This window comes from Meiothermus sp. (genome assembly GCF_025056915.1).
Taxonomy (GTDB): domain Bacteria; phylum Deinococcota; class Deinococci; order Deinococcales; family Thermaceae; genus Meiothermus.
The window spans coordinates 22711-48487 of the sequence record NZ_JANWVH010000011.1 but is presented as its reverse complement, the minus strand read 5'-3'; the positions used below and the strand labels follow the sequence as shown (position 1 = coordinate 48487).

General features: G+C 63.3%; 21 protein-coding genes and 1 tRNA gene. 14 read left to right on the top strand and 8 right to left on the bottom strand.

Features of this window, described 5'->3' with window-relative positions; translation table 11 throughout:
* A partial coding sequence (locus NZN28_RS03395) for a hypothetical protein (protein ID WP_295395365.1) occupies positions 1-1325 on the bottom strand: 1325 nt, incomplete at its 3' end.
* Between the two features lie 301 nt (positions 1326-1626).
* On the opposite strand from NZN28_RS03395, the gene NZN28_RS03390 reads away from it, so the two are divergent.
* Entirely contained in the window at positions 1627-2037 is a 411-nt protein-coding gene (locus tag NZN28_RS03390; protein ID WP_295395364.1) for a thiol-disulfide oxidoreductase DCC family protein, read from the top strand.
* Positions 2038-2195: 158 nt separating this feature from the next.
* Positions 2196-2816 (top strand): DUF480 domain-containing protein, encoded by a 621-nt coding sequence (locus NZN28_RS03385; RefSeq protein ID WP_295395363.1) that lies wholly within the window; start codon positions 2196-2198, stop codon positions 2814-2816.
* A gap of 140 nt (positions 2817-2956) precedes the next feature.
* Here NZN28_RS03385 and NZN28_RS03380 read toward each other — a convergent pair whose 3' ends face one another.
* From NZN28_RS03380 to NZN28_RS03365, 4 genes are all read right to left on the bottom strand, one after another.
* Positions 2957-3925 carry an ABC transporter permease gene (locus NZN28_RS03380; protein ID WP_295395362.1) on the bottom strand — a complete coding sequence of 323 codons (969 nt, stop codon included), beginning with the start codon at positions 3923-3925 and terminating at the stop codon, positions 2957-2959.
* Positions 3915-4844, bottom strand: a complete 930-nt coding sequence (locus NZN28_RS03375) for an ABC transporter ATP-binding protein (protein ID WP_295395361.1) — start codon at positions 4842-4844, stop codon at positions 3915-3917. Before NZN28_RS03375 ends, NZN28_RS03380 begins: the two co-directional genes overlap by 11 nt.
* Before the next feature lie 9 nt (positions 4845-4853).
* Positions 4854-5996, bottom strand: a complete 1143-nt coding sequence (locus NZN28_RS03370; RefSeq protein ID WP_295395360.1) for an NEW3 domain-containing protein — start codon at positions 5994-5996, stop codon at positions 4854-4856.
* Between the two features lie 328 nt (positions 5997-6324).
* Positions 6325-6399 (bottom strand) — tRNA-Val (locus NZN28_RS03365).
* Positions 6400-6474: 75 nt separating this feature from the next.
* On the opposite strand from NZN28_RS03365, the gene argB reads away from it, so the two are divergent.
* The 3 genes from argB (at position 6475) to NZN28_RS03350 (ending at position 9601) form a co-directional block, all read left to right on the top strand.
* Positions 6475-7227 carry an acetylglutamate kinase gene (gene argB, locus NZN28_RS03360; RefSeq protein ID WP_295395367.1) on the top strand — a complete coding sequence of 251 codons (753 nt, stop codon included), beginning with the start codon at positions 6475-6477 and terminating at the stop codon, positions 7225-7227.
* A 150-nt stretch (positions 7228-7377) separates the two neighbouring features.
* The gene (locus NZN28_RS03355; RefSeq protein ID WP_295395359.1) at positions 7378-8409 is read left to right on the top strand and encodes a zinc-binding dehydrogenase; all 1032 of its coding nucleotides are present in this window, start codon (positions 7378-7380) and stop codon (positions 8407-8409) included.
* Positions 8410-9031: 622 nt separating this feature from the next.
* Positions 9032-9601, top strand: coding sequence for an NYN domain-containing protein (locus NZN28_RS03350; protein ID WP_295395358.1), 570 nt, complete (start codon positions 9032-9034; stop codon positions 9599-9601).
* Between the two features lie 165 nt (positions 9602-9766).
* Here NZN28_RS03350 and NZN28_RS03345 read toward each other — a convergent pair whose 3' ends face one another.
* Positions 9767-10054 carry a hypothetical protein gene (locus tag NZN28_RS03345; RefSeq protein WP_295395357.1) on the bottom strand — a complete coding sequence of 96 codons (288 nt, stop codon included), beginning with the start codon at positions 10052-10054 and terminating at the stop codon, positions 9767-9769.
* Positions 10055-10277: 223 nt separating this feature from the next.
* On the opposite strand from NZN28_RS03345, the gene ppsA reads away from it, so the two are divergent.
* The 3 genes from ppsA to NZN28_RS03330 all read left to right on the top strand — a co-directional run bounded on the left by ppsA (position 10278) and on the right by NZN28_RS03330 (position 15642).
* Positions 10278-12689, top strand: a complete 2412-nt coding sequence (gene ppsA, locus NZN28_RS03340; RefSeq protein ID WP_295395366.1) for a phosphoenolpyruvate synthase — start codon at positions 10278-10280, stop codon at positions 12687-12689.
* The gene (locus tag NZN28_RS03335; RefSeq protein WP_295395356.1) at positions 12686-12952 is read left to right on the top strand and encodes a hypothetical protein; all 267 of its coding nucleotides are present in this window, start codon (positions 12686-12688) and stop codon (positions 12950-12952) included. Before ppsA ends, NZN28_RS03335 begins: the two co-directional genes overlap by 4 nt.
* Positions 12953-13164: 212 nt before the next feature.
* Complete coding sequence (locus NZN28_RS03330; protein ID WP_295395355.1) at positions 13165-15642, top strand: cation-transporting P-type ATPase; 2478 nt, start codon at positions 13165-13167, stop codon at positions 15640-15642.
* Here the strand turns inward: NZN28_RS03330 and NZN28_RS03325 are convergent.
* Positions 15639-16847, bottom strand: a complete 1209-nt coding sequence (locus tag NZN28_RS03325) for an extracellular solute-binding protein (protein ID WP_295395354.1) — start codon at positions 16845-16847, stop codon at positions 15639-15641. The genes NZN28_RS03330 and NZN28_RS03325 overlap by 4 nt on opposite strands.
* A gap of 162 nt (positions 16848-17009) precedes the next feature.
* Complete coding sequence (locus tag NZN28_RS03320) at positions 17010-18005, bottom strand: LacI family DNA-binding transcriptional regulator (protein ID WP_295395353.1); 996 nt, start codon at positions 18003-18005, stop codon at positions 17010-17012.
* Positions 18006-18171: 166 nt separating this feature from the next.
* On the opposite strand from NZN28_RS03320, the gene NZN28_RS03315 reads away from it, so the two are divergent.
* The 6 genes from NZN28_RS03315 to uxaC all read left to right on the top strand — a co-directional run bounded on the left by NZN28_RS03315 (position 18172) and on the right by uxaC (position 25762).
* Positions 18172-20403, top strand: a complete 2232-nt coding sequence (locus NZN28_RS03315) for a TIM-barrel domain-containing protein (RefSeq protein WP_295395352.1) — start codon at positions 18172-18174, stop codon at positions 20401-20403.
* A gap of 10 nt (positions 20404-20413) precedes the next feature.
* A complete protein-coding gene (locus tag NZN28_RS03310) occupies positions 20414-21634 on the top strand; it encodes a sugar ABC transporter substrate-binding protein (protein WP_295395351.1) in 1221 nt (406 codons plus the stop codon).
* Positions 21635-21833: 199 nt separating this feature from the next.
* The gene (locus NZN28_RS03305; RefSeq protein WP_295395350.1) at positions 21834-22700 is read left to right on the top strand and encodes a carbohydrate ABC transporter permease; all 867 of its coding nucleotides are present in this window, start codon (positions 21834-21836) and stop codon (positions 22698-22700) included.
* Position 22701: 1 nt separating this feature from the next.
* Positions 22702-23532 (top strand): carbohydrate ABC transporter permease, encoded by an 831-nt coding sequence (locus NZN28_RS03300; RefSeq protein ID WP_295395349.1) that lies wholly within the window; start codon positions 22702-22704, stop codon positions 23530-23532.
* Positions 23529-24347, top strand: a complete 819-nt coding sequence (locus NZN28_RS03295) for an SDR family NAD(P)-dependent oxidoreductase (RefSeq protein WP_295395348.1) — start codon at positions 23529-23531, stop codon at positions 24345-24347. Before NZN28_RS03300 ends, NZN28_RS03295 begins: the two co-directional genes overlap by 4 nt.
* Positions 24347-25762, top strand: coding sequence for a glucuronate isomerase (gene uxaC, locus NZN28_RS03290; RefSeq protein ID WP_295395347.1), 1416 nt, complete (start codon positions 24347-24349; stop codon positions 25760-25762). The genes NZN28_RS03295 and uxaC overlap by 1 nt, the downstream gene beginning before the upstream one ends.
* The last annotated feature ends 15 nt before the right edge of the window (positions 25763-25777 follow it).

Sequence of the window (25777 nt, the reverse complement as noted above, 5' to 3'; positions counted from 1 at the left end):
TCTTTATCGGTGCTAAACCTGACACCAGGGTACAGTGTAGCGATACTGTACTTGTTCCCAGGTAGCAGTCCCTCACCGTTGCGCTGCGCTGCTTTCTCGATGTCCCAATCGTGTCGTGCCCGCTGTGCCAACCGTTCAAGCCAGGGCTTGTAGGCCGCAAAATACCCTGCCTTGAGCTCACGCCACGAAGCCCAAGGCCGGTAGGTAAGGTTGGGAAGGGGGTCTTGCTTGATGACGAATTTACTATCGGTAGGGTCGGTATCTTCGGCCTGAGGGTTGATTGGCTGAGCAGTAGCGACGTAGGTTTTTGCAGGTTGATCGAAGGACGCACCCTCGATCCTCATGACCGGAGTGCCAAAGCTGGATACACGGTTGCCCTGACCATCCTCACCCACATAATACATGCTGTCCAGCTTCCAGTACCGGACTAGCGTCTGGTTTTTTGCGCTGGCCTCAAGCCTGGTCGACATGCTTTCCTCGTCGCTCCAGTGGGCGATTGGGTAGTCGTGCTCCCCATTCGAGAGCAAAATTAACCCCTGCGGCAGTACGGGCAGCTCGTAGTAGGCCGGCGTGGAGATGTCGGGACGGTAGAAAGGATTCACCTTGCCGGCCAGCCGGGCGGTGCCACTCCAGCCGGGAGCCATCTCGGTGCCGCGGGTTTCCTCCAGCATCTGGGCGGCAATGCGGTGCAGGTTCACGGGGATGGGCAAGCGGGGCTCGACGGGTGAGGCCTGAACTCTGGTAGTGCTGCTCAGGGTGAACTCGCTACCGCCGTAGGCGGGGGAGGTCACGGTGAGTTCGGTGGGCTTGGTGGTGATCTTGGTCAGGTCGTCCTTAACCTGCACGGCAGCAGTCACGCCGCTCTGCTTTCCGTAGTAGACCCCTGCGGTTTTGAGGTTGTTGGCGATGATCAGTCCGGCCTCTCGGGCCTCGTTGTCCAGGATGTAAAGCCCAGCCGGGCTGTCAGCTTTGGCCGGGGAAAGGGTAAAGCGGTATGTCCGCCCCTCGGCTTCAAGGCTGCCGTCCCATCCGGCGCCATTCGGGCTGGCCTTCAGAAGCAGGCCATAGCTGCCTGAGGTAGGCGGGACGCTTCCGCCTTGCAGTTCGCCCTCGAACCAGCCGGTAAGCTGCCGCCAGCTTTCCGGCCCTCCACAGCTGTAGGCCAGAAAACGACCCTGCTCTACCACCAAAGCCAACAGCGCATCGCTGCCCGCAATCTCACCCACGAACACCTGCGGGCTGGTGTACGGCGTGGCCGAGCGGTTGCCGCACCCCGCTAGCAACGCCAGCAAAAATCCTACTGCCAAATGAAGCCAAGACCGCATAAATTCACCTCCTGAGAGCTGCCCCGGTCTGGATGGGGGGCGCCTTGGGGGCCACTGTAGAAGTCCTGCGTTACACCAGCGTCTCAGGGGACAACCCTGCCTCAGGGGCGAGGTTTGGACGAAAAGAGCCTTCTCCCCAGACTGTTCCATGCGCTGATGGGCGTCCGAAAGGTGGGGTGCGAAGCAAACAACCCGCCGGTGGCCGGATGGCGTGGGGCCATTGCTGTAGAGCGTGGGGGGTGCTTTGGGAAGCCGGCCCAGTGAACACATCCCAGCGCCGCCCTTGCGCTAGGCTGAAGGCATGGAGGCCCCCATCATCGTGCTCTTCGACGGGGTGTGCAACCTGTGCAACGGGGTGGTGCGCTTCATCGTCCGCCACGACCCCGAGGGCCGCTTCCGCTTTGCTGCCCAGCAGTCTGCGGTGGGGCAGGCCCTGCTCGAACAGTACGGGGTTCCGGCCAGCGAGGCCCTGGCCGATAGCGTGGTGGTGATCGAGGGGGGGCGGGCTTACCTCGAGTCCGACGCCGCCCTGGTCATCGTGCGCCACCTGAAGGGCTACGGCTGGCTCCGGGCCCTGCGCCACCTGCCCAAACCCCTCCGGGACGGGCTTTACCGCCTGATAGCCCGCCACCGCTACCGCATCTTTGGCCGGCAGGCGAGCTGCCCGGTGCCCACCCCCGAGCTGCGGGAACGCTTTCTGGAGAAGGTGTAGCGCCACAGCACAACCTTTCGGGAAAGGCGGTGGAGCCTTTTCCGGGCGCCGGTGTTCCCCTTTCTGTGAATCTGGAAGCGCCTCGAGTGGCCTTACATCAAGCCGCCAGCTGCAAAACCCCCCGGCGCTGCCCCCCAAGATGCCCTAAAATCCTGTTTGTGAACCTTCTGAACGAGGCCGAAGTACGGGTTCTGGGCACCCTGATCGAGAAGCAGTACGCCACCCCCGACTACTACCCCATGACCGAAAACGCCATCCGGCTGGGGGCCAACCAGAAAAACAACCGCCATCCGGTCACCCAGCTGAGCGAGGCCGAGGTGCGCGAAGCCCTGGACTCGCTCCAGCGCAAGCGGCTGTGCGGCATGTTCCGCGAATACGGCGCACGGGCCCCCAAATACCGGCAGTTTTTAGACCGCGAGTACCGGCTCGAGGCCCCCGCCACCATCCTGATGGCCCTGCTGATGCTGCGCGGCCCGCAAACCCTGGGCGAGCTACGGGCCCGAGCCGAGAGCATGAACCACCGCTTTGCCTCGCTCCAGGAGGTCGAGGCGGTGCTGCAAGGCCTTATGAACCTGGCCCCCCACCCGCTCGTCACCCCGCTCGAGCGCCAGCCCGGCGAGCGCGAGGTGCGCTACGCCCACCTGCTAGCTGGCCCCCCAGCCCCCCTCGTCCGGGCCGAGGAAAAAAGTGAGCTGGAAAGCCGGTTGGAAGCCCTGGAAGCCGAGGTGCGCGAGCTGCGGGCGGCTTTGGCCGAACTCAAAAAGGCCCTGGGGGCCTGAGCCGCCGCCAAAGGCCCGCCTTCTCTCCTGGCCGCAGGAGCCTGGGGCAGGGCAGACCCGCAAAAGACCGGTTGCACTTGATACCAAAACCGCCGCTTGGCCGGTACAACACGTAGCAGAACCCGTCTGCTCAGGATGCCTCAGGCCCGCACTTCCCGCCGCTGGAACAGCACGTAGGTCAGGGCAAACAGCAGAAGGGTCAGGGCGATGAGGCCGGTCAGCTGGGGCCAGGCCAGGAGCAGGCTCTGCCCCAGCGGCAGCGGCGAACCCAGCAAGGCCCCCTGGAGCTGGGTCAACAGCACCGGCCCCAGGCTCCGCACCGCGGGGTTCAAGAGGGCCTGGATGGCCTCGGCGTAGAGGGTGTTGGGGGAGAAGCGGGAAAGGGCCAGCAGCGCCTCGGCCTGGCGCAGCTCGCTCTCGGGCTGGAAGGGGTCGAAGGGGGCGATGGCCTGGGCTAGAAGCTGGGCGATGATGCCCCAGAAAAGGGCGAAGAAAAGCCAGACCGCAATGGCCGCCAAGGCCGAGGTGGCCGCGCTGCGGAAGAGCACCGAGAACAGGAGGGCAATGCCCAGCCAGACCCCCGCATACGCCAGCGTGGCCAGCAAAAAGAGCAGGGCCCGGGCCACCTCCTCGGTGCTGGGCGGCACCCCCAAGAACAGCAGGGAAAGCCCCACCACCAGCAGGAAAAGGGCCAGCAGGATGAGGGCCAGGGTGGCCAGACCCGCCAGGAACTTGCCCCACAAGAGGGCGTCGCGGTAGATGGGCTGGGCCAGAACCCTCGAGAGGGTGTTGCGGCTGTGCTCGCTGTTGATGGCGTCGAAGCCCAGGGCGATGGCTGCCAGGGGTAGGAAAAAGCTCAGGAAGGCCACAAACGAGGGCAAAGGCTCCTGGGCGGCGGTGAAGACCTGCAACAGCAAAAAGGGGTCTTCGCTCACGGTCTGCCGCAGGGTGCGGGCCCCGGCATACACCGCCCCCACCGCCGAGAGCAGAATCAGAACCTCCAGAATTCGCATGCGGGTGCTGGAAAGGTGGTCGGCCATCTCCTTGAAGAAGACCGCCCACACCCCCGTCCAGGGGGAGCCTTCCCGCCGGGCTGGGCTAGGCCGCATGCCGCACCTCCTGGAAGTAGTGGCTGTAGACCTCGTCCAGGCTGGGCTGTTCCAGGGTCAGGCTGTGCAGGGCTGCGCCGGCCTCGAGGACAGCCCGGGCCACCTGGGGGCGCACATCCTGGGTGGCCTCGAGGCGCAGCGCCGCCCCCTCCGGTCGCACCCGGCTGACCCCCGGCAAAGCCTGCAACCGCTCCAGGAGGCCCTCCAGGGGCGCGGCCTCGAGCCGGATGCGGTAAGCGCCGCCCAGCACCCGCTGGGCCAGCTCCTCCACCCGGCCTTCCAGCACCAGCCGACCCCGGTGAAAAAGGCCCACCCGGTCGCAGATGGCCTGCACCTGGTGCAGAAGGTGCGAGGAGAGCAGCACGGTAATCCCCTCGGCCTTGAGGCCCCGAATCATCTCCAAAAAAGCCTGGGCGGCCTCGGGGTCGAGGCCCAGGGTGGGCTCGTCCAGAATGACCACCTTGGGCTCTTTCAAAAGCACCTCGGCCAGCCCCAGCCGCTGGCGCATCCCCCTGGAAAAAGCGCTCACCGGGCGGTCGGCCACCTCGGCCAGGCCCATCCGCTCCAGCACCCGCCGCATACGCCCCTCCGCCTCGGCGCGGGGCAGGCCGTTCAGGCGGGCGATGTAGGCCAGGTTCTCCCAGGCCGTCAGTTCGCCGTAAAAGCCCACCGAGTCGGGCAGGTAGCCCACCAGCTTCTTGAGCGAGAGGGGCGCGCGCACCGGGTCGAGGCCCAGCACCCGCACCGTGCCCGCGCTGGGCTCGGTGAGGCCCAGAAGCATCAGGATGGTGGTGGTTTTGCCGGAGCCGTTGGGCCCCAACAGGCCGTACACCTCGCCGGCTTCGATGCGCAGCTCGAGGCCCTCCACGGCCACCACCTGGCCGTAGCGCTTGCTCAGGCCCTGGGTCTCGATGACCATCCCGGCCTCCTAGCGGCGCCCGAAGCGCGAGACCGCGAAGCCCACTGCCCCCACCGCCACCGCAATCAGGGCCACGCCCACCAGCCCCCACAGGGTGGAGGTCTGCACCGTCACCCGGTAGTCCGCCGAGGCCGAGGCGCTGCCAGCGGAGGCCCGCAGGGAGAGCATATAATCTCCGGCCACGGCCCGGGGCGAGGGCTTGATTTTGGCCGTCACCTCCGACTCCTTACCGGCGGCGATTTTCTCGATTTTCTCGGGCTCAAACTTGACCTCCCAGCCCGAGGGTTCGCTGGCCGAAAGCTCGACGTTTTCGGCGGGGGCGCTGCCGGTGTTCTTAACCAGTAGCTTGACGGGGTTCTCCCGCCCGGCCAAAGCCCGCCCGGAGAGGCGGCCCTCGGGGGTGGTCAGGCTCAGCTCGACCTGCCCGGTGATGTCCAGGTTCACCGCCAGGTCGGCCCGGGCCTCACCGGCCAGCGCCCGCAGGGTGACCGCGTAGGGCTTGGCCTCCACCTGGCGGGGCGGGGTCACCTGCACGTCCAGCTCGCGGCTCTCCCCCGCCTTCAGGGGCAGGCTGTTGACCTCCTGGCCCCCAAAGGCCGTGCTGAAGCTAACCCGGAAGTTCTCGGGGGCGTCGGCCTCGAGGTTGACCAGCAAGTCCTGGTCGCTTTCGTTCTTGAGGGTGACCCGGTAGCGGAAGCTGGCCGTGGGCGCACCCTTGAGCACCGGCAGCTCGGTCTCCAGGGAGAGCCGCTTGGGCAGGGTCTGGCCCAGGCTGAGGGCCAGGGGCAGCTCGGCCCGCACGCCCCCGCTGCCCTCGGCCACCAGCCGGAAGCGGTAGGTGCCGGGCGAAACCCGCTGGGGGGGCTCTAAGCGCAGGGAAAGGCTCTGCTCGGCATCGGGGAGCACATACACCGCCCCCACCACCCGGCCCCCTCCCAGCAGGCTGGCTTTCCAGCCCGGAGCCACCTCCGCCACCCGCACCTGCACACTCTGAGGGGGCAGGCCAAAGCTCTTGAGCGAGATGGGCAGGCTGACCGTCTCCCCTGCCCGCACACTCTGGGCGGGGTAGGGCGTGTAGAGCACCAGGCCGCGGTAGCCCTGGGCCCAGGCCAAACCTAGAAGCGTGAGCATAAGCATCGCTATGCGCAGCATGGTGTACCTCCAGGCGCAATATTCATTTGAGAATCTAGGAAAAGTAGATGAAATGTAAATTAGACCGCTCGAGCAGAGGTGACCAGGGTTCCCACACCTCTGTACCCGCCACCCCGTGACCGGGAAGCTGTGAGGTGGCGAAGCTCGAGGGGTGTGTTGAGGCCAGCCTGTCTGGATATGTGCAACCGAACCCGCGCCACTCGAGAAGCATCCACCTAGCCGAACCTGCCTGCATATCGAGAGGCACCCAAAGCGGCCCGGGTGGCACCAGTTTTACCGTTTGGAGCCAAAAACGAGGACGCCGCCATTTTTTGCGGCGTCCCGGACTTGGTGGGCGATGTAGGATTTGAACCTACGACCCCACGCGTGTGAAGCGTGTGCTCTCCCGCTGAGCTAATCGCCCTCACGCAAGCGCACTCAAAAGGGTAACACCCGCCGCAAAGGGTGTCAAGCCGATGCACTGGGTATGATTGGCAGCATGGAACAGGCTTTGCTCGTAAAAATTGGGGGTAGCCTGAAGGAAGCGGGCGAGCTGCTGGACGAACTCAGCGCCTACCCCGGCCCGCTGGTGCTGGTGCATGGGGGCGGCCCCCGCATCGGCGAGTGGCTCAACCGGATGGGCTTCGAGACCCACTTTTACCAGGGGTTGCGGATCACCCCCCCCGAGCAGATGGAGGTGGTGGAGATGGTGCTCACCTCCCTGGGCAAGCAACTATCCGAGGGCCTTTCGCGGCGGGGGCGGCCCAGCGTAGCCCTGACCGGGCGGGATGCAGGGCTGCTCAAGGCCCGCTTACTCGACCCCATTTTGGGCCGGGTGGGCGAGGTCACCCAGGTCAACTCCCGGGTTTTAGAGCAACTCCTTCAAGCGGGCCTGACCCCCCTGGTTGCCCCCATCGGCCTGGACGCGCACGGCCCCCTCAACATCAACGCCGACACCGCCGCCGGGGCCATCGCCGGGGCGCTGCGCCTGCCCGCGGTCTTCCTGACCGATGTGGTGGGGGTTCTGCGCGACCCCAAAGACCCCAGCAGCCGCTTTGCCCAGCTCAGCCAGGCCCAGGTGCAGGCCCTGATTCAGGATGGCACCATCTCCGGCGGCATGATTCCCAAGGTCGAAGCGGCCCTGAACGCCCTTAGCAAAGGCGCTCCCTGGGCCACCATTGCCAGAGGAGCCCAGGGCATCTTGCAGGCCGTGCGGGAAGGCACGGCGGGCACACGGGTGGTGGCCTCATAAGCGTTGCCTCGGCGTTTGCACCCGGCGCATCACCGGTCTTGGGTCGCAAGCCTGGTGTCCATAGAGCCTCTGGCCTTCCGCTATAGGCTTTCGGCGGTTCCCAATATTCCCGTTTGACGACCCCTTGCATAAGGTGGCACAATCGCCTCTATGCGAGCCGTCTGGATGGAGTCCAGGGGTGGCCCGGAGGTCTTGCGCTACGGCGAGATGGCCGCACCTGCGGTGGAAGCAGGGCAGGTACGGGTGGCCGTGAAAGCGGTGGCCCTCAACCACCTCGACCTCTGGGTTAGCAAGGTGGTGGCCAGCCCCAAGCTGCCCCTACCGCACATCCTGGGCTCCGATGTGGCCGGAATCGTGGAAGCGGTGGGGGCCGGCGTGGCGGGGCTGGCGCCGGGGGATGCGGTGGTGCTCAACCCCGGTGTCTCCTGTGGCCGCTGCGAGCGCTGTCTGGGTGGGCAGGACAACCTTTGCCCGCAGTATCAGATTCTGGGCGAACACCGCTGGGGCGGCTACGCCGAGTTTATTACCGTCCCGGCAGCCAACATCCTGCCCAAGCCAGCCAACCTGGATTGGGCCGAGGCCGCTTCGGTACCGCTTACCTTTCTGACCGCCTGGCAGATGGTGGTGGACAAGCTCCAGGTCAGGCCGGGCGAGGATGTGCTGGTGATGGCCGCCGGCGCGGGGGTCTCGGTGGCCGCCATTCAGATTGCCAAGCTCTATGGGGCGCGGGTCATCGCCACCGCCAGCAGCGAGGAGAAGCTGGTGCAGGCCAAAGCCCTGGGCGCCGACGAAACCGTCAACTACTCCCACCCCGACTGGTTCAAAGAGGTTCGCCGCCTCACCGGCGGCAAGGGCGCCGACGCCGTGGTGGATCACACCGGGGCCCAGTACTGGGAGGGGGTCATCAAGGCCACCGCCTGGGGGGGGCGCATCTGCCTGGTGGGGGCTTCCTCGGGCTACGAGGCTCCCACGCCCCTGTCGCACGTCTTCTACCGGCAGCTCTCCATTTTTGGCTCCACCATGGGCTCCAAGAGCCGCCTCTTCCCCATTCTCCGGTGGGTGAGTGCGGGCCGACTCAAGCCCATCGTGGGGGCCACACTTCCCCTGGCGCAGGCCGCCGAGGGGCACCGGCTGCTGGAAGAGCGCCGGGTGTTTGGCAAGGTGGTGCTGGAAGTAGGGTGAGGCCCCTGCCCAAAAGCTCCGCAGACAGCCAGGGGTCTATGGCCCATGACCGGCGATGAAAGCCCTATTCCCAAGGGGACGCCTGGAGGTACGTCGGCACCGGGAAGGCAAGGTCAAGTTTTGTGCATAACCTTGCACCCAGTTCGCATAACGCACGTCTGGGAAGCGCTTCCCTGCTCGAGGAAGCCCTGTTTGCCCGGTGCAGGCACAAAGACAGGCGGTTTGCCTTTTATAGCTCTGCACGCCGATCCGGGCGGGGGTGGGCTTCAGCAAAAAGAACGCGCTGTCCTGCCGAAGCAGGGCAAAATTCTTCTTTATCCCCGCCAGTGGCGTGTTGGTGGTCGCTCGAGGTCGGCCAAAGCCGTTACAGAGGTTGGAAAATGGCGGGCCTTGTCGCATGATGTAAAGAGCAGAGCTAGGGGTGGCCCTGTCTGAATCAATCATGGTCGCGCGAGCGTGAGACGAGGCCCACGCAGTCTGCTGAACGCCCACCCTAATGCAACGGGCCTGCGTCTGTCGGCCTCGAGCGCACCAAGGTAGTAGATTGGGCCGTCTAGATGTAGCATACACATCTAGCGTAGCGGATCGCCCCGCCGCAGAACAGGAAGCGAGAAAGAGAACGATGAAGACGGCTTTGTTCATTGACGGCTCCTATATGTATGACGCGGCCAAACGCTTGGGGTGGAACATTGACCACCGGAAGGCGATTGGGGTTTTCTCCAAGCCCGAAGACCTTTACAACGCCTTTTACTACGCCCCCGTCACCGACAGCAACGACGAGCGTCAGCAGAAATTCCTGGATGCGCTGGTGTTTATGGGCTACACCGTGCGCAGCCGGGAAGCCCACGGCGACCCCCGCTTCGAGGCCATGATCGCCACGGACTTGCTGATTACCGCGCCCCGCTGGGAGCGGGCGGTGGTGGCGAGTGGCTCGGGCGACCTGGCCCACACCCTTTCGGCCCTCCGGGCCCAGGGCAAGGAGATTCACCTGCTGGGGGTGCCCGAACTGACCGACCTCGAGCTGCGCAACCAGAGCGACCGCTACCTGGACCTGCGCGAGTTGCAGGCCCAGCTCGAGCGCACCGGCGGTGGGCGACGCACCTATCCCCCTGTCAGCGAGGAGAGCTTCAGCGAAGAGCAGAGCGGTGCCGCCCGGCGGGTGATGGATAACCTCGAGGACGAGCTTCAGTAAGAGCGCCTTTTTTGTTGTTTTTTCGCCGACAAAAACGAAGTTGCGTTGGCGGGCAGGTGCGTGTTTATGGGTTTCCGGCAGCGTAAAAACTCGCTTTAAAACAAAGATTCGCGTATAAAGCTGCAAGGTTCTATCCGCTAACCCCCGCCAGCAAGGTGGGGTTTTTCACGTCCATTCCTTGATGGGAACCAGCTCGCCTCCCTCCACAGCTTTACGCTTGGGGCGGTAGGCGTTGTCAAACCAGATTTCCAGCACGGCCCGGTCGAGGTGCTCGGGAGAAACGATAATTTTGCGCACATAGTAGCCCCCCTCGTCGGAGGTGGAGATTTCATTGCCCTTGGTGAGCCTGAGCTCCACAATATCGCCGTTGCGGGCTGTGCGCACCCGTACCCGGAAGGCCGCGTCACCTTCACGCTGGACATGCTCATCCGGTTTGCGAAACCAACCAAACATACCAGTAGCTTATCGCACCGCCTGAGCAGTTCCCAAGCAGCAGTTCTGGCTGCGTCGTGGACTTGTGAAAGCGCCCGGTTGGGACAAATGTACTCCTGGACGGTAATGCATCGGTAACAGCCGCTTTTTAGGGTTTAGGCAGGAGGCTTCTATGGCTACTGCTCTTTCTGTAAAGCCCAGAACCGGCTCGAGCCGCCCCAAAGGCCGCTCTGTGCAGAGCCCCATGCGCTTTGTACGGTGGTTCAAGGAGGTGGGCATTGACGAAGTACCGCGGGTCGGGGGCAAGAATGCTTCACTGGGTGAAATGGTGCGCGAACTGGGCAGGCTGGGGGTGCGGGTGCCGGAGGGTTTTGCCGTTACCGCCGAAGCTTTCCAGCACTTCCTCCAGGCCAATGGCCTGAACGCGCCCATCCGCGAACAGTTGCGGGAGCTAAACCCCCACGACCCCGACGACCTGACCCGGCGCACAAGGCTGATTCGCAGCCTGATTCTGCGGGCTGCGCTGCCCGAGGACCTCGAGGGGGAAATCGTCCGGGCCTACCGCGAACTCTCACGCCAGGCCCGGGTGGAAGACCTGATGGTGGCGGTTCGTTCCAGCGCCACTGCGGAAGACCTGCCCACGGCCAGTTTTGCCGGGCAGCACGAGAGTTACCTGGGCATCCAGGGCGAGGCCGAGCTGCTCGAGGCGGTGAAAAAGTGCTTTGCCAGCCTCTACACCGCACGGGCCACCCGCTACCGGGTGGATATGGGCTTCCCCCACGAGAAGGTGCTGCTTTCGGTCGGCGTGCAGCGGCTGGTGCGTTCGGATCTGGCCTCCTCCGGCGTAATTTTTACCCTCGACACCGAGACCGGCTATGACGGCGTGGTGATGCTGGAAGGGGTCTGGGGCCTGGGCGAAAATATCGTGCAGGGCAAATCTACGCCAGACCGTTTCTATGTCCACAAGGAAACCCTGGCCAAAGGCTTCAAGCCCTTGCTCTGGAAAAGACTGGGGGCCAAGGAGCTGCGCCTGGTTTACGACACCGAGCACCACAAGCTACGCAACATCCCCGTAGCCCCTGCCGACCGCAACCAGTGGGTGTTGAGCAATGAGGAGGTATTGAAGCTGGCCCAGTGGGCGGTCTGGATCGAGCAGCACTACAGCCAAAAGCGGGGCACCCCCACCCCCATGGACATCGAGTGGGCCAAAGACGGAATTACCGGCGAGCTGTTCATTGTGCAGGCCCGCCCGGAGACCGTCCATAGCCGCAAAAGCCCCACCCTCAAAACCTATACCCTGGAGCAAGAAGGCAAGGTCCTGGTCGAGGGGCTGGCGGTAGGCGAAAAGATTGCCACCGGCCCCGCCAGGGTGATCCGCGACCCCAAGGCCATGAACCAGATCAAGCCCGGCGATGTACTGGTCACCCTCACCACCAACCCCGACTGGGAGCCCATCATGAAGATTGCCAGCGCCATCGTGACCGAGCGGGGCGGGCGCACCTCGCACGCGGCGATTGTGGCCCGCGAGCTGGGCATTCCGGCGGTGGTGGGGGCCGCAGGGGCCACCAAAGCCCTGGCCAAGGGCGGCCCGGTCACGGTTTCCTGTGCCCAGGGCGAAGTGGGACGGGTCTACGAGGGCACCCTGAAGTTTACCGTGGACGAGTTCGACCCTTACCAGATGGGCTCCACCCGCACCCAGATCATGATGAACGTGGGCAACCCCGAGCAGGCCTTCCGGCTAGCCCTGCTGCCCAACGACGGGGTGGGCCTGGCCCGGATGGAGTTCATCTTCGCCGACTGGGTGGGCATACACCCCCTGGCGCTGCTGCACCCCGAAAAACTCTCCCCCAAGGTGGGGCGGGAGATCGAGGCCAAAACCAGCGGCTACTCGAGCGGGCGCGAATACTTCATTGACCGCCTGAGCCAGGGGATTGCGGTGCTGGCCGCGGCGTTCTATCCCAAGCCGGTGATTTTGCGGATGAGCGACTTCAAGACCAACGAGTACGCCAAGCTGCTGGGCGGCGAAGCCTTCGAGCCCAATGAGGAAAACCCCATGATCGGGTGGCGCGGGGCCAGCCGCTACTACCACCCCGACTACAAGGAAGGCTTCGTGCTGGAAGTTGCGGCGGTCAAGCGGGTGCGCGACGAGATGGGCCTTACGAACCTGGTGGTGATGATTCCCTTCTGCCGCACGGTGGAGGAGGGCCGGCGGGTGCTGGAGAGCATGAAGGAAGGGGGACTGGAGCGGGGCAAGAACGGCCTGGAGGTCTATGTAATGGCCGAGATTCCTTCCAACGTGATCCTGGCCGAGGAGTTCAGCCAGATCTTCGACGGCTTCTCGATTGGCTCCAACGACCTGACCCAGCTGGTGCTGGGGGTAGACCGTGACTCCACCCAGGTAGCGGCCCTGTTTGACGAGCGCAACCAGGCCGTCAAATGGGCCTGCGCCGAGCTGATCCAGAAAGCCCACAAGCACGGGCGCAAGGTGGGCATCTGCGGGCAGGCCCCCTCCGACTACCCCGAGTTCGCGGCCTTCCTGGTGGAAGCCGGCATAGACTCCATCAGCCTGAACCCCGACTCGGTGGTACGCACCAAAAAACGCATCCTGGAGACTGAAAAAGCCCTGTACACAAGGGCGGGAAGGAGGGCCCGATGAGGCATCAGCGGATCGTATTTCTGGGGGAGCGCATCATCCTGGGGGATGAAATCGGAGCGGATGAGTTCCACGACCTCGAGACCTTCCGGCGCTGCGCAGCCCAGTGGGGAGGGCCCGAAAACGTGCTGATTCTACGCAACGCGGTGGTGGGTGAAGGGGTGATGCAAGAAAAGCTGGAATACCTGCTCATCAACCGGGCCGAAATCATCGCGCTGGGGGTGGGCGGGATGAGCGTGAGTGGGCTCGAGGCCTTGCGGCCATAGTTCGGTTGAGGGAATGCGAGTGCTCAGGCCCACATGCCCAAATAGTCGTGGCATCGAAGGCCGCAGGTTTGGGACCGGCGAAGCACCCAGCCCGGAGGTGCTACAGGCCGCCGAAACCGTCGTTCAAGCCATTCGGGCCAGGTCAGGCCCAGGTAATGCCTCGGTAACAAACCCCGGCCAGAGTGGGGGGTGAGGCTGGCTGGGGGGCCATCATGAACGCCCAACGACTTCTGTCCGGACTGAGCGAAGCTGAAGCCCGCAAGCGCCTGCACACCCACGGCCCCAACGCCCTGCCCGAGAAGCGTCCCGAGGCGTGGTGGCGGCGCTTTTTGCATCAGTTCAAAAGCCCCCTCATCTACATTCTGCTCTTTGCCCTGTTGGTGGACTATGGGGTGTGGTGGCTCGAGGGCCGCCATGGTTTTCCCTTCGAATCGCTGGCCATCGCGATCATCCTCCTCCTGAATGCAGGGCTAGGGGTATGGCAGGAGCGCAAATCCGAAGCCGCCCTGCGCAAGCTCAAACAACTCTCTACCCCCCGGGTCTGGGTGCTGCGCGAAGGGCGCTGGCAGCAGATTTCAAGCGATTGGCTGGTGCCCGGCGACCTGGTGCGCCTCGAGGCGGGTGACCGCGTTCCCGCCGATATAGAGGTTCTGGAGGGTAGCCCCCTGGTCGACGAGTCGATGTTGACCGGCGAGAGCTTACCGGTGGAGAAATCGCCCCACGACGAGCTGTTTAGCGGTACCCTGCTGGTGCGGGGCCGGTTATATGCCCGGGTGGTGCGTACCGGGGCCAGGAGCGCCCTGGGCCGTCTGGCAGTCATGCTGGGCCAGGTTCAGGCCGACCCAACCCCCTTGGAGCGACGGTTACACCAGTTTGGACACCAGATTGCCCAAGCGGTGTTGGGGGTGGCCTTTCTGGTCGCGCTGGGGGGGGTCATCTTCGAGGGCTGGCACCGGCTGGACGAGGTGTTGCTGTTCGCCGTGGCCCTGGCCGTGGCAGCAGTACCCGAGGGCCTGCCGGCGGTGCTGACCCTGACCCTTTCACTAGGGGTCGAGCGCATGGCTATCCGCAAAGCAGTGGTGCGCAAGCTGGCTGCGGTGGAGGCCCTGGGCTCGGTGACCGTGATCGCCACCGATAAAACCGGCACCCTGACCGAAAACCGCATGGAGGTGCGGGCCATTGATAGCCCCGATCTCCAGAAGGCCTACCTGGTCTGCGCCCTGGCCAACGATGCCGATCATCAAGCCGGCGATCCGATGGACCTGGCGCTGCTGGCCTACGTTCGCGGCAAGGGCGTCAACCCCGAGCAGCTAAAGGCCCACTCGCCCCGCCTCTCTGAACAACCCTTCGACAGCCAGCACCGCTTTATGAGGGTCACCGTGAAAGAGGGCAACCGTTTGGTGAGCTACCTCAAGGGGGCTCCCGAGGTGGTCTTGTCGCGCTGCCGGCTTGGCCCCGCCGAGCTTGCCTCATGGCAGGAAAAGGCCCTGGCCTATGCCGCCGAGGGCTACCGGGTGCTGGGGTTGGCCTATGGCGAGGGGGAACGTGAGGAGGAGCTATTCTTTGCCGGACTGGTACTGTTCTGGGATCCCCCTCGCCCCGAGGTACCGGGGGCCATCCGCCAGGCCCAGGAGGCAGGCATCCGGGTCTTGATGGTGACCGGAGATCACCCGGCTACTGCCCTGGCCATCGCCCACCAGGTGGGTATCCCGGGCGAGCGGGTGCTTACCGGCGAGGACCTCGAGGGCTTCACCCCCCAGGCCCTGCGCCAAGCCCTGGCGGAGGTCAACGTATTCGCCCGGGTCCGGCCTGAGCACAAGCTACGCCTGGTCGAGGCGCTCAAAGCCCAGGGCGAGATCGTGGCCATGACCGGGGACGGGGTGAACGATGCCCCGGCCCTGAAGCGGGCCGACGTGGGAGTGGCCATGGGCCAGCGGGGCTCCGAGGTGAGCCGCGAGGTGGCCGACTTGGTGCTTTTGGACGACAATTTCGCCACCATCGTGGCCGCCATCGAGGAGGGGCGTAGCATCTACGAGAACATCCAGAAGTTCATCCGGTTCCTCTTCTCGACCAACGTGGCTTTGGTGCTACTGGTTCTGCTGGGCTTGCTGGCGGCGGTGGCACTGGGTTTGCGCGATGCCGCCGGGGCCTTCTTCCTGCCCCTTACGGCGGTGCAGCTCCTGTGGATCAATATCATCGCCGACGGCCCCCCAGCCTTGGCGCTGGGGTTGGATCGCAACCCCGGGGTGATGCGCCAGCGCCCGCGCAACCCCCAGGCCCCCTTACTCGACGGCCCCTCGCTGGCCTTTATCCTGCTGACCGGGGGGGTCAAGGCCCTGCTGGGCGCGGCGTTGCTGGTCTTTTTGTACCTGCGGGGAGCCGGGCTCGAGGTTGTGCGCAGTGCGGTCTTCCTCTACGAGTCGCTGGCCCAGCTCATTTTCGCCTACCCTTCGCGCAGCCTGGTTCTACTACCCCTCCCCAACCGCTGGCTCAATCTGAGCATCGGGGGTGCCCTGGCCCTGATGGCCCTGGTCTTCGTGCTCCCCCAGGGTCGGCTGCTATTGGGTCTGGCGCCGCTCGATCCCTATCAACTCGGTTGGGTGCTCGCGGCCACCTTTCTGACCTGGGCTGTGGCCGCCCTCACGGCCCGCAAGCTGCGGCAGCGCACCGGCCATCCGCCGCGCCCCTAGCGCCGCTCCACCGCCAGGGCTTTGCGCTGGGCCTCTTCAAGGGCCTGCCGGGGGCTGGCATTGCCTTTCAGAACCCGCTCGAGGGCCTCTTCCAGATACCCATACCAGAGGGTGACCTCGGGGTCTTGCACCCAGGTCTGGGCCTGCTCGAGGCCGCTGAAGGCCACCCGGCGGCGGGGGTCTTCGCGGTAGAAGTCTTCCAGCAGGGGCTGGGCCGAGCGGCGCAGGGGCAGGCAGTAGGTGGCCCTGACCCACTCGGCCAGGTTAGTAGGCTCCATCCAGTAGCGCCACAGGGCCACTGCCCCCCGGGCCTGCGCCTCGGTGGCCCCGCGCAACACCATCAGGTTTCCCCCGGCCAGGGGCAGCCTGCCATCGGGCGTGCGGGGCAAGGGGGCCACGCCCAGCCGAAATGGAATGGGGGTGCGCTTTTCCAGGGTTGGCCAGACCGTAATGGGGGCAACGCCCATAAAGGCCTTGGTGCGCACAAAGTCCACCATGGCGAACTGGGCCTCGGCGATGTTGCGGCTCACCGCGCTCCCCGAGCGCACCAGGCTTTGCAGGTACTCGAGGCTCTCCACCACCTTGGCATCGGTAAAGTTGGGCCGCCCCTCGCGCACAAGCTGCCCGCCCCGGCTCATGACCACCGCGTTGAAGCTGTACACATCGCTTACCACAATAAAACCGCGAGCCGAGCGGGTCGAAAGCTGCTGGGCGGCCCCGGCCAGGGCCTCCCAGCTCTGCGGGGGGTTCAGGCGGCGGGCGGCCAACTGGTCGGCGTTGAAAAACAGCACCGGCAGGTGCAACTCCACCGGCAAGGCATAGGTTCGGCCCCGGAAGCGCCCGGTCTCGAGCAACCCCGGATAGAAATCAGTGGGCAGAGTACCCAGGTACTCCTCCAGCGGCAGGGCCAGGTTCTCCTGCACGGCCCGGCTCACAAAGGAGACCTCGCCATAGTAAAGCTGGGGCGGATTGCCTGCCCGGATGGCCGCAGTCAGCTTGAGGCCCCCTTCGCGCAGGTCGCCCACATGCTGCGCCACAATGCGGTAATCCCGCTGGCGGCCATTGAACTCGCCCACGATTTTTTCCAGCGCCTCCCGCCCAGGCGAGTCCAGCGTGTGCCAAAAAGTGATTTCTATGGGTCTTTGGGCATAAGCAATACCGCACAACAAGCCTATAAACAGCCATCGTTGGAGCAGCGTGTTCACGGGCTCAGCTTAGGGCACGATTCTGAACGCACCCTGAAGGCCCGTGCCCACCGCCAAGCCTTGCCGCTCAGCTCAACCTGAAATACCCACCGGTGTTTTGCGAATATGGCAGAAGACCTGAAACAGCAGGGTTGGCCGGCGCTTTTATGGGAGCAGCGAGGGTCAGGCTACCTCTGGACGCTGGGTCGAGCCCCTGGGCCGCAGGACCGCATATTGCTGAACATGGCTGGCCTCTTGCGGCTTTTTCAACAGCTCCACCAGCAAACCTGTGGCCAGCTCGCCAAGTTTTCGGCTGGGAATTTCCATGTGGGTCAGGCTGGGTGAAAGGTGCGCAGCCAGCGGGTGGTTGCCAAAAGCGGCCACCGCAACGTCCTGGGGCACTTTCACCCCCAGGGTCTTTAGAGAGGCCATCAGGCCAATAGCCACCAGGTCGTTGTAGCAGATAACCCCATCCGGGAAGGGCTGAACCGTCCAGAGCAGTGCGCTGGCCTGTTCTCCCCCCAACAGGTCGGGAGAGGTTAGCTTAAAAACCTGGGAAGGCAGGCCCGCCAGCGCCAGGGCATCCTGGTAGCCTCGTTCGCGTTCCTGATTCACCCAGAAAGGGGGGCCGGCCAGATAGACGATGCGTTTGCAGCCCTGGGTGACCAAGTGACCGGTAAGCTGGAGCGAGGCGGTGTACTCGTCTACCGTCACCGAAGGCACGCCGGGGATGCGCCGCCCCACGGTCACGATGGGCTGTTCAGGGCTGTGCAGGCTGGCGATTTGCTGATCCGAGAGCCTCGAGCCCGCCAGGATCAGGCCGTCGGTGCGGGCGCGAAGGCTTTGAATCAGGTTGAGCTCGCGGCCCGGATCCTCCTCGGCATCGGCCAGTAGTACCGTGTAACCCTGATTGGAGGCAACCTGACCGGCCCCCTTGACCAGCGCGGTGAAGTGTGGGTTGAGGATGTCCAAAATAACAACCCCTAATGCTTCAGAGCGACCCGTGCTAAGTATGCGGGCGTGCCAGTTGGCCTGATAGCCCAGTTTAGAAACCGCTTTCCATACCCTCGCCTCGGTATCTGCTGCCATACGCTGCGTTCCATTCAATACCTTGGAAACCGTCCCCGGAGAAACCCCGGCCTCTTTTGCCACATCAAAGATGCGAGCGAGTTTTCGCATATAGGTAAAGTATATACCAAAGCCGACAGCGAAACGATCCAACAGGTGCCGGGCTTGGAAAGCGCCAATCAAGACCATAAGTTGGGCGCCAAGGGGTTGACAATCCGATAAGTGCATGTCATTGTATTAGGAAAGCGTTTTCTAAAGCGGAAAGTGGACGTAGGCTATGCAAACCGATTTTTCCCATATTTTTTGTTCGGCGCTCGGCGGATTTTACCTCGAGCGCATAACCCCGTTTGCTGTTCGCGTAACCCGGGGCCAGGCGAGACATGCCAGCGTACTAGCCAACTTGTCTACCCTCCCCTGGGAACAAGCGGAAGAGGGCCAGGTGGTCGGGGGTGCGCTTTCCGTTACCTGGCCAACCGAGTTGCCTGCGTTGCAGGTCTGGTACGAAGGGCGGTGTGTACTCGAGGAACACCCCCAGATCGCATGTCAGCCCTCACCTGAAGGGTTACGCCACACTCGAGTGCAACGCGATGGGGAAATCTACTTGGGTCTGGGTGAGGTAAGCGGAATTCTGCAGCGCAACGCACGGCGATACCGCTTAGAGCCCCGTGATGCATGCCACTACGACCCGGAATTCTCTGACCCGATGTACAAACACATTCCACTTTTCCTAACCCAGCATGCCAAAGACCTCTGGAGCGCGCTGCTGTACGACCAACCGCACCCTATGGTCTTCGATTTTGGATGCGAGCGTCATCACTATCATGGACTCTTCACTTATACCCTGGTGCGAGAAGCAGACTATCTACGCTATCTGGTGGTGGGCGCAGGCAGCTTGCCAGAGTTGCTCGAACGTTTGACCGGCTTAATCGGACGGCCCGAGCTTCCCCCACGGTGGAGTCTGGGCTACTTAGCTTCGGGCATGGCTTATACAGATGCCCCCAACCCAGGAGAACGCCTACTTGCCTTCGCCCAGCGGCTGCGCGATGAGGGTGTGCCCTGCGACGGCTTTCACCTTAGCAGCGGCTACACCTTGCATGAAGGCAAACGGTACGTCTTTCACTGGAATCAACAAGCAATTCCCGATCCAAGTGCGCTCATTACCGAGTTGCGTTCCAAGGGCCTGAGGATTATCACAAATGTAAAGCCCGCCTTGCTAAAGGAGCATCCTGACTACCAAATGCTCAAGGACGCGGGCTGCTTTGTCCGCAATGCAGCAGGCCAGGCCCATATTGCACCCTTCTGGAGCGGAGATGCCTCCTGGCTGGACTTTAGCCACCCTAAAGCTCGCAAATGGTGGATACAGAACATTCAGCGCGAGTTGCTCGACCGTGGTGTCGAGGGTATCTGGAACGACAACAACGAATATGCGCTTGGAGGCGAGGTCTTCAATGCGCAAGGCCAACCCACCTACCCCAGCGAGCAGATCCTGGGCATGGCCCAGGCATCGCACCAGGCAATGCAAGAGCATCCAAACTTTCAGAATAAACGCCCTTTTCTGATCTCCCGCTCAGCCTGCCTGGGGGTGCAACGGCTGGCCCAAACCTGGAGCGGAGACAACACCAGCGATTGGAAAAACCTTCGCTTCGGCAACCCCATCGAAATGGGGCTGGCCTTGAGCGGTTTTGCTCTCAACGGAAATGATGTGGGGGGCTTTTTCGGAGAGTCGCCAGGCCCCGAACTGTTCCTTCGCTGGGTACAGCAGGCCGTGGCCTATCCTCGGTTTTCCATCCACTCTTGGAAAGAGCCTCCAACCGAACCCTGGAGCTACCCGCAGGTTTTCCCTGCCGTAAAGGAGGCCCTCCACCTACGCTACCGGCTCATCCCGTACCTTTACTCCTTGGTCTGGCAACATACCCAGTCTGGCGCGCCGATCCAGCGGCCTCTTTTGTACGAGTTTCCCGATTGGACGCATGATCCGGGCTTTCATGCCTTGCTGGGACCGTTCCTGCTGTTCCCCTTGGTGGATGCACCCGGCCAGCAATCGGTAAGCCTCGAGCTTCCAGAAGACTGGTACGACTGGCATTCCCGAAAGTGTTACCAGGGCCGTTTCGAGTACCCCACACCGCTGGAGCGGGTTCCGCTGCTGGTGCGGGCAGGTGCGATGGTTCCGGTGGGGCCCCTGATGCCCTGGATCGCCTCATCCCACGATACAAAAAGGGAGATTTTGGTTTTTCCACACCGTGAAGAAGGCCAATCACGGTTTGAGCTTTATGAGGACGACGGGGAAACCCGGGCCTACCAGCACGGGTCATTCAAGTTGATTCACCTCGAGCTGGTCTCTACTTCCGAAGAGATAAAGCTGAGCCTCGAGGCAGAGGGCGATTACCCTCTGCCTTACTCCCAGCTGGAGATACAGCTAGCCGTAAACGATAACCGTCACCTCGTGGTGAACAGCAAGTGGCCCATCACGAAGAGAAAACCACGTTCGGTCGTTTTGAACACCAAGTAAGGAGGAAACTATGAAGAAAGCCTGGCTCATCGTTCTTTTTCTAGCCTTTGCGGGTATCGTTTTCGCCCAGCGAACCCTGCAGGTGGTCTGGTTCACCGAGGCCCCTACAGAACAGGCCATCTTTGATCGGTATGTAAAAATGTACGAGGCCGCAAACCCAGGCACAAAGGTCGAGGTCACCTATGTTCCATTCCAGCAGCTGACCCAGAAGCTCCAGCTAATGGTAGCCGGTAATACCCCACCGGATGTGGCCAGGGTGGTAACCGCCAACATCGCCGAGTTTGATCCTGTGGCCCTCGATCTGGCCGCCTATGTGGACTCCAGCAGCTTTTTGAACCAGTTCCTACCCTCACAAATCCCTTACATTTACCGAAAGCCACGCATTATTGGAGCTCCTCTCGACGTGACTGCCAATGGCATCTTTTACAACAAGGACTGCTTCGCTGAAGCAGGGGTCAAAGTGCCAACCAATAGCTTGCAGGTCTGGACATGGGAGCAATGGCGGGAGGCCATGGACAAGGTTCGCAACAACTCCAAATGCCGCTTCGCTCTCAGTTACGATTTCACCACGCATCGCTTCAGCACCCTGCTCTACGCCGCCGGCGGGCGGTTCATTGATGCCAGCGGTAAGAAGTTTGCGATAGACAGCGCCCAGGGCTTACGTACCCTTTCTTTTTTTGCTGACTTGTTCAAAGACGGGTTTATCCCCAAAGGACAATGGCTTTCCAACGACGACCCCAGCACCCTTTTCCGAAGTGGACAGTCGGCCATGTACATGTCTGGGAACTGGAACCTGGCCCAGTTCTCGCAAATCAAGAATTTTAACTGGGGTGTAATGCCGTTGCCCCGCGACAAAATTCGCAGCACCGTGCCAGGGGGCAAATTCGTAATGGGCTTTAAGGGAAGCAAAAACCCCGACGAGGCCGCCAAGTTTATCCTGTGGTTAACCAGCAAAGAAATTAATTTGCCCTTTTCCAAAGACAACATGGTGCTCTCTGCCCGAAAGGATGCAAAAGGCATGAAGTACGGCCAGTTTGATGATGCCATCGCGGTTTTCCAATCTGACCTGAGCGTCACCCCATCGTATGTAGGGCAGGACTGGTCCAACCCCGCAATGGCGCGGCTCAATACCTTCATTCGTGGCGAGATTGTGAAGGTGTTGCTGGGCCAACAATCGCCCAAGCAGGCGCTCGAAACCATCCAGGCAGAGGGCAACAAATTGCTTCGCTGATACTGAAACCAGCACCCCACAGGCCGTATTGTCCGTGCACAACCGTAAGGTTTCCCTCATTGTGCGTCGTAGAGACCACCTGAGGGGTTCAGGTAAGGTTGGGCCCAATCGGTGACCCATAGGAAGTACGAGCAAAGGGAGTTTGGCGCAAGATTTTGCCCCGCCTTCTGAGATCGAAACACAGGCTGGAGGAGTGCGAATGAAGCACAAGATGGGTAGGCTGCTCACCCCCTACTTGTTCCTGGCACCAAACACACTGATTTTTGGAATCTTCGTGGTGTTGCCGATGGTGTACGGGCTGGTCTACTCCTTTTACCGGGGCAACTTTATCGGGGGGCTTCAGCAGTTCGTAGGGATTGAAAACTACCGCCAGCTCCTAGAGGACAGGGCCTTCCTAACCTCGCTAGCGCACACTGCGGTGTACGTCTTGCTGGTGGTCTTGCTGGTGGTGGTGCTAAGCCTGATGCTGGCCATTGCCTTGCGCGCCACCACTCTGGGAAATGCCCTGGCTCGTATCGGCTTCTATCTGCCGGTGATCCTCTCGCCGGTGGTGGTAGGGGTGGCCTGGCGCTGGATGTTCAGCAGCGACCTGGGGGTGATCAACGCGGTGCTCAGCAGCCTGGGCCAGTCGCCCATTCCCTGGCTGACCGACATCAACTGGGCTCGGGCGGTGGTCATTCTGGCCAGCGTGTGGTCTATGGCGGGGTTTTACATGGTGATCTTCATCGGCGGCCTCAACACCATTCCCACCGAGCTTTATCAGGCTGCTGAGGTGGACGGGGCAAGCCCCCGGCAGCAGTTCTGGCAGATCACCCTGCCCCTGCTGGCCCCCACCACCCTGCTGGTCACCATCCTGGCCACCATCAACGCCTTCAAAGCCTTCGAGATCATCCTGGTCTTGACAAACGGCGGCCCCGGCGACGCCACCCGGCTCCTGGTGCAAAACATCTACCTCACGGCTTTTGAAGGGGCCAACCCCACCTATGCCAGCGCCCAGTCGGTGGTGCTCTTTGCCATCTTGATGTTGCTCACCCTGGTGCAGCTGCGGGTCTCGAGGGACAGCTAAGATGAATAAGACCCGCAAACGCCAAACACGGTTTCTGCGCGATGCCCTGGTGATGGGCCTGGCCCTGCTCTTCCTGATGCCGGTGATCTGGGTGGTGCTCTCCTCTTTCAAGCCGAACGCCGAACTCTACCTGGTGCCTCCCACCCTCTTCCCCAAGGAGCCCACCCTGGCCAACTACCAAAGCGCCCTCACCGTGGGCCATTTTGCCACCTATACCTGGAACAGCTTCTTCGTGGCCACCATGAGCACCCTGATTGCCCTCCTGACCAACTCCATGGCGGCTTTTGCCCTGGCCAAGTACCGCTTTGTGGGGCGGCAGGCCCTCTTCCTGCTGACCCTGGCCACCATCATGATTCCCTTGCAGGTGATCATGGTGCCCATCTTTCTGGTGTTGCGCAACCTGGGCCTGACCGACAGCCTGTGGGGGATTATTATCCCCCCGGCGGCCACACCGACCGGGGTATTCCTGCTGCGGCAGTATATGCTGAGCATCCCCGACGAGATTCTGGAGTCGGCGCGGATAGACGGGGCCAGCGAGTGGGGCATCTACTGGCGGATTATCCTGCCCCTCAGCATCCCGGCCCTGGCCACCCTGGCCATCTTCAGCTTCACCTGGCGCTGGAACGACTTCATCTGGCCTTTTATCGTGATCTCGAGCGAACAAAAAGCCACCCTTCAGCTGGCCCTGGCCCGCCTGGTGGGGCAGTTCGGCGTGGACTGGAGCACCCTCCTGGCCGCCACGGTCATCACCCTTCTGCCCATGCTAATGGTGTTTCTGCTGCTTCAACGCTACTTTTTATCCAACCTGACCGCAGGGAGTGTCAAAGGATGAGCGGCTCGCTTCTGGCCGGAAAGCGGGCCGTGGTCACCGGCGGCAGCGGCGTGCTGGGGCGGGCCCTGGCCTTGGCCCTGGCCGAGGATGGGGCTACCGTGTACCTGGGCGCGCGCAGCCTGGAGTCGGCACGAAGGGCGCTCGAGGCCATGCAGGCCGGGGCTTCGGTAATAACCCGGATCAAACCCCTGGTGTTCGACGTAATGGACGCAGACTCACTGAAAGAAGCGGCATCTCGGGTCGAGGCCGAAGGCGGCGCCGACATCCTGGTCAACGCCGCCGGGGGCAACCGCCCGGAGGCTTCCACGGCCCCCGAGCGCGACTTTTTTACCCTGAACCTGAGCGCAGTGGAGGAGGTGATGAACCTGAACTTCACCGGTACCCTCCGCGCCACCCAGGCGTTCGGCGCAGGGATGGCCCGGCGCGGGCAGGGCTGCATCATCAACATCACCAGCATGGCCGCGGTGCGCCCCCTGACCAAAGTGGTCGGCTACAGCGCGGCCAAGGCCGCGGTGGTGAACTTCACCCAGTGGCTGGCGGTGCACCTGGCCCAGACCTGCGGCCCCGGTCTGCGGGTTAACGCGATTGCGCCGGGGTTCTTCCTGACCGAGCAGAACCGCTACCTGATGCTGCGGGAGGACGGCAGCCTGACCGAGCGGGCCCAGACCATTTTGGCCCATACCCCGCAGAACCGTTTTGGTACGCCTGAAGACCTGCTCAGCACCCTGCGCTACCTGGTGCACCCGGACAGCCGGTTTGTGACCGGCGTGGTGATTCCGGTGGACGGCGGCTTCAGCGCCTTTGGGGGTGTGTGATGGGCTGGCAGGTTCCCGAGACCTTCCTCTTCGACCCCGAACCAGCCGTGCGGGAGACGGCCCTAAAGCTATACCACCAGGCCCAACCGCTGGGCATCCTCAGCCCCCACGGGCACGTCCCGCCCTCCCTCCTGGCCGATCCCAACGCCCGCTTTCTGCACCCTACCGAGTTGCTCGTTCGGCACGACCATTACATCTTCCGGCTGCTGTATTCCCAAGGCATCCCGCTGGAAAGCCTGGGGGTCGGCGTCCCCGAGGGCCAGTACGACCCGCTCAAGGCCTGGGAAATCTTCTGCCGTAACTTTCACCTCTTCGACGGAACGCCCACGGGTTTGTGGCTGCGCCTCGAGCTAACCCAACTCTTCGGTGTGAGCGAGAAGCCGAGTGCGAAGAATGCTCGAGGCATCTACGAGCAAATCCAAGCCGCGCTGGATACGCCCGCGTTTACCCCTCGAGCCTTGTTCAAAAAGTTCCAGGTTGAAGTCCTGGCCACCACCGACGCGCCCGAGGACGACGTAAGCCTGCACCTTCAGGCCCAGCGGGACGGCTACCGGGTGATCCCCACCTTCCGCCCGGACCGGCTGTTGCAGGTTTTGCGGCCCGACTGGAAAGCGCGGCTGGGCCGCCTCGAGGCCGCCACCAACCGCAGCATCGAGCGCTATGGGGAGCTGCTCGAGGCGCTCATCGAGCGCCGGCGGGTCTTCAAGCAGGCCGGGGCCACCGCCACCGACCACAGCACCGCCAATGTGCGGATCGAGCCCCTGTCCGATGCGGAGGCCGAGCGCCTTTTTGCCCGCGCCCTGACCGGCCAGATTAGCCCGGAAGAGGCCGAGCAGCTCGAGGCCCACGCCCTCTTCGACCAGGCCCGCCTCAGCGCGGAGGTGGATGGCCTGGTGATGCAGCTCCACCTGGGCGTGACCCGCAACCACAACCGCGCCCTCTTTGAGCGCCTCGGCGAGGACATGGGCGCCGACATCCCCCATGCGGTGGACTGGACGCGGGGCTTGCGGCCGCTTCTGAACGAGTTCGGCCACAGCCCCCTGCGGCTGATCCTGTTCACCCTGGACGAAAGCACCTACAGCCGCGAGCTGGCTCCCCTGGCGGGCCACTATCCGGGCGTGCGGCTGGGTGCGCCGTGGTGGTACTTTGACAGCGTGCTGGGCATGGAGCGTTACCTGGACGCGGTGAGCGAGACCGCCACCCTCCACAACACCGCCGGGTTCAACGACGACACCCGCGCCTTTGCCAGCATCCCGGCCCGGCACGAGGTCTGGCGGCGGGTGGTGGCCAACTGGCTGGCGCGCAGGGTGGAGCGGGGTATCCTCGAGCTCGAGGAGGCCCACCGGCTCATGCGCCTGGCGGCCTACGACCTAGCCGCCCAAGCCTATGGGCTCGAAGGTGTGCGGGTTGGCTGAGGCAAAGCGAGGTTC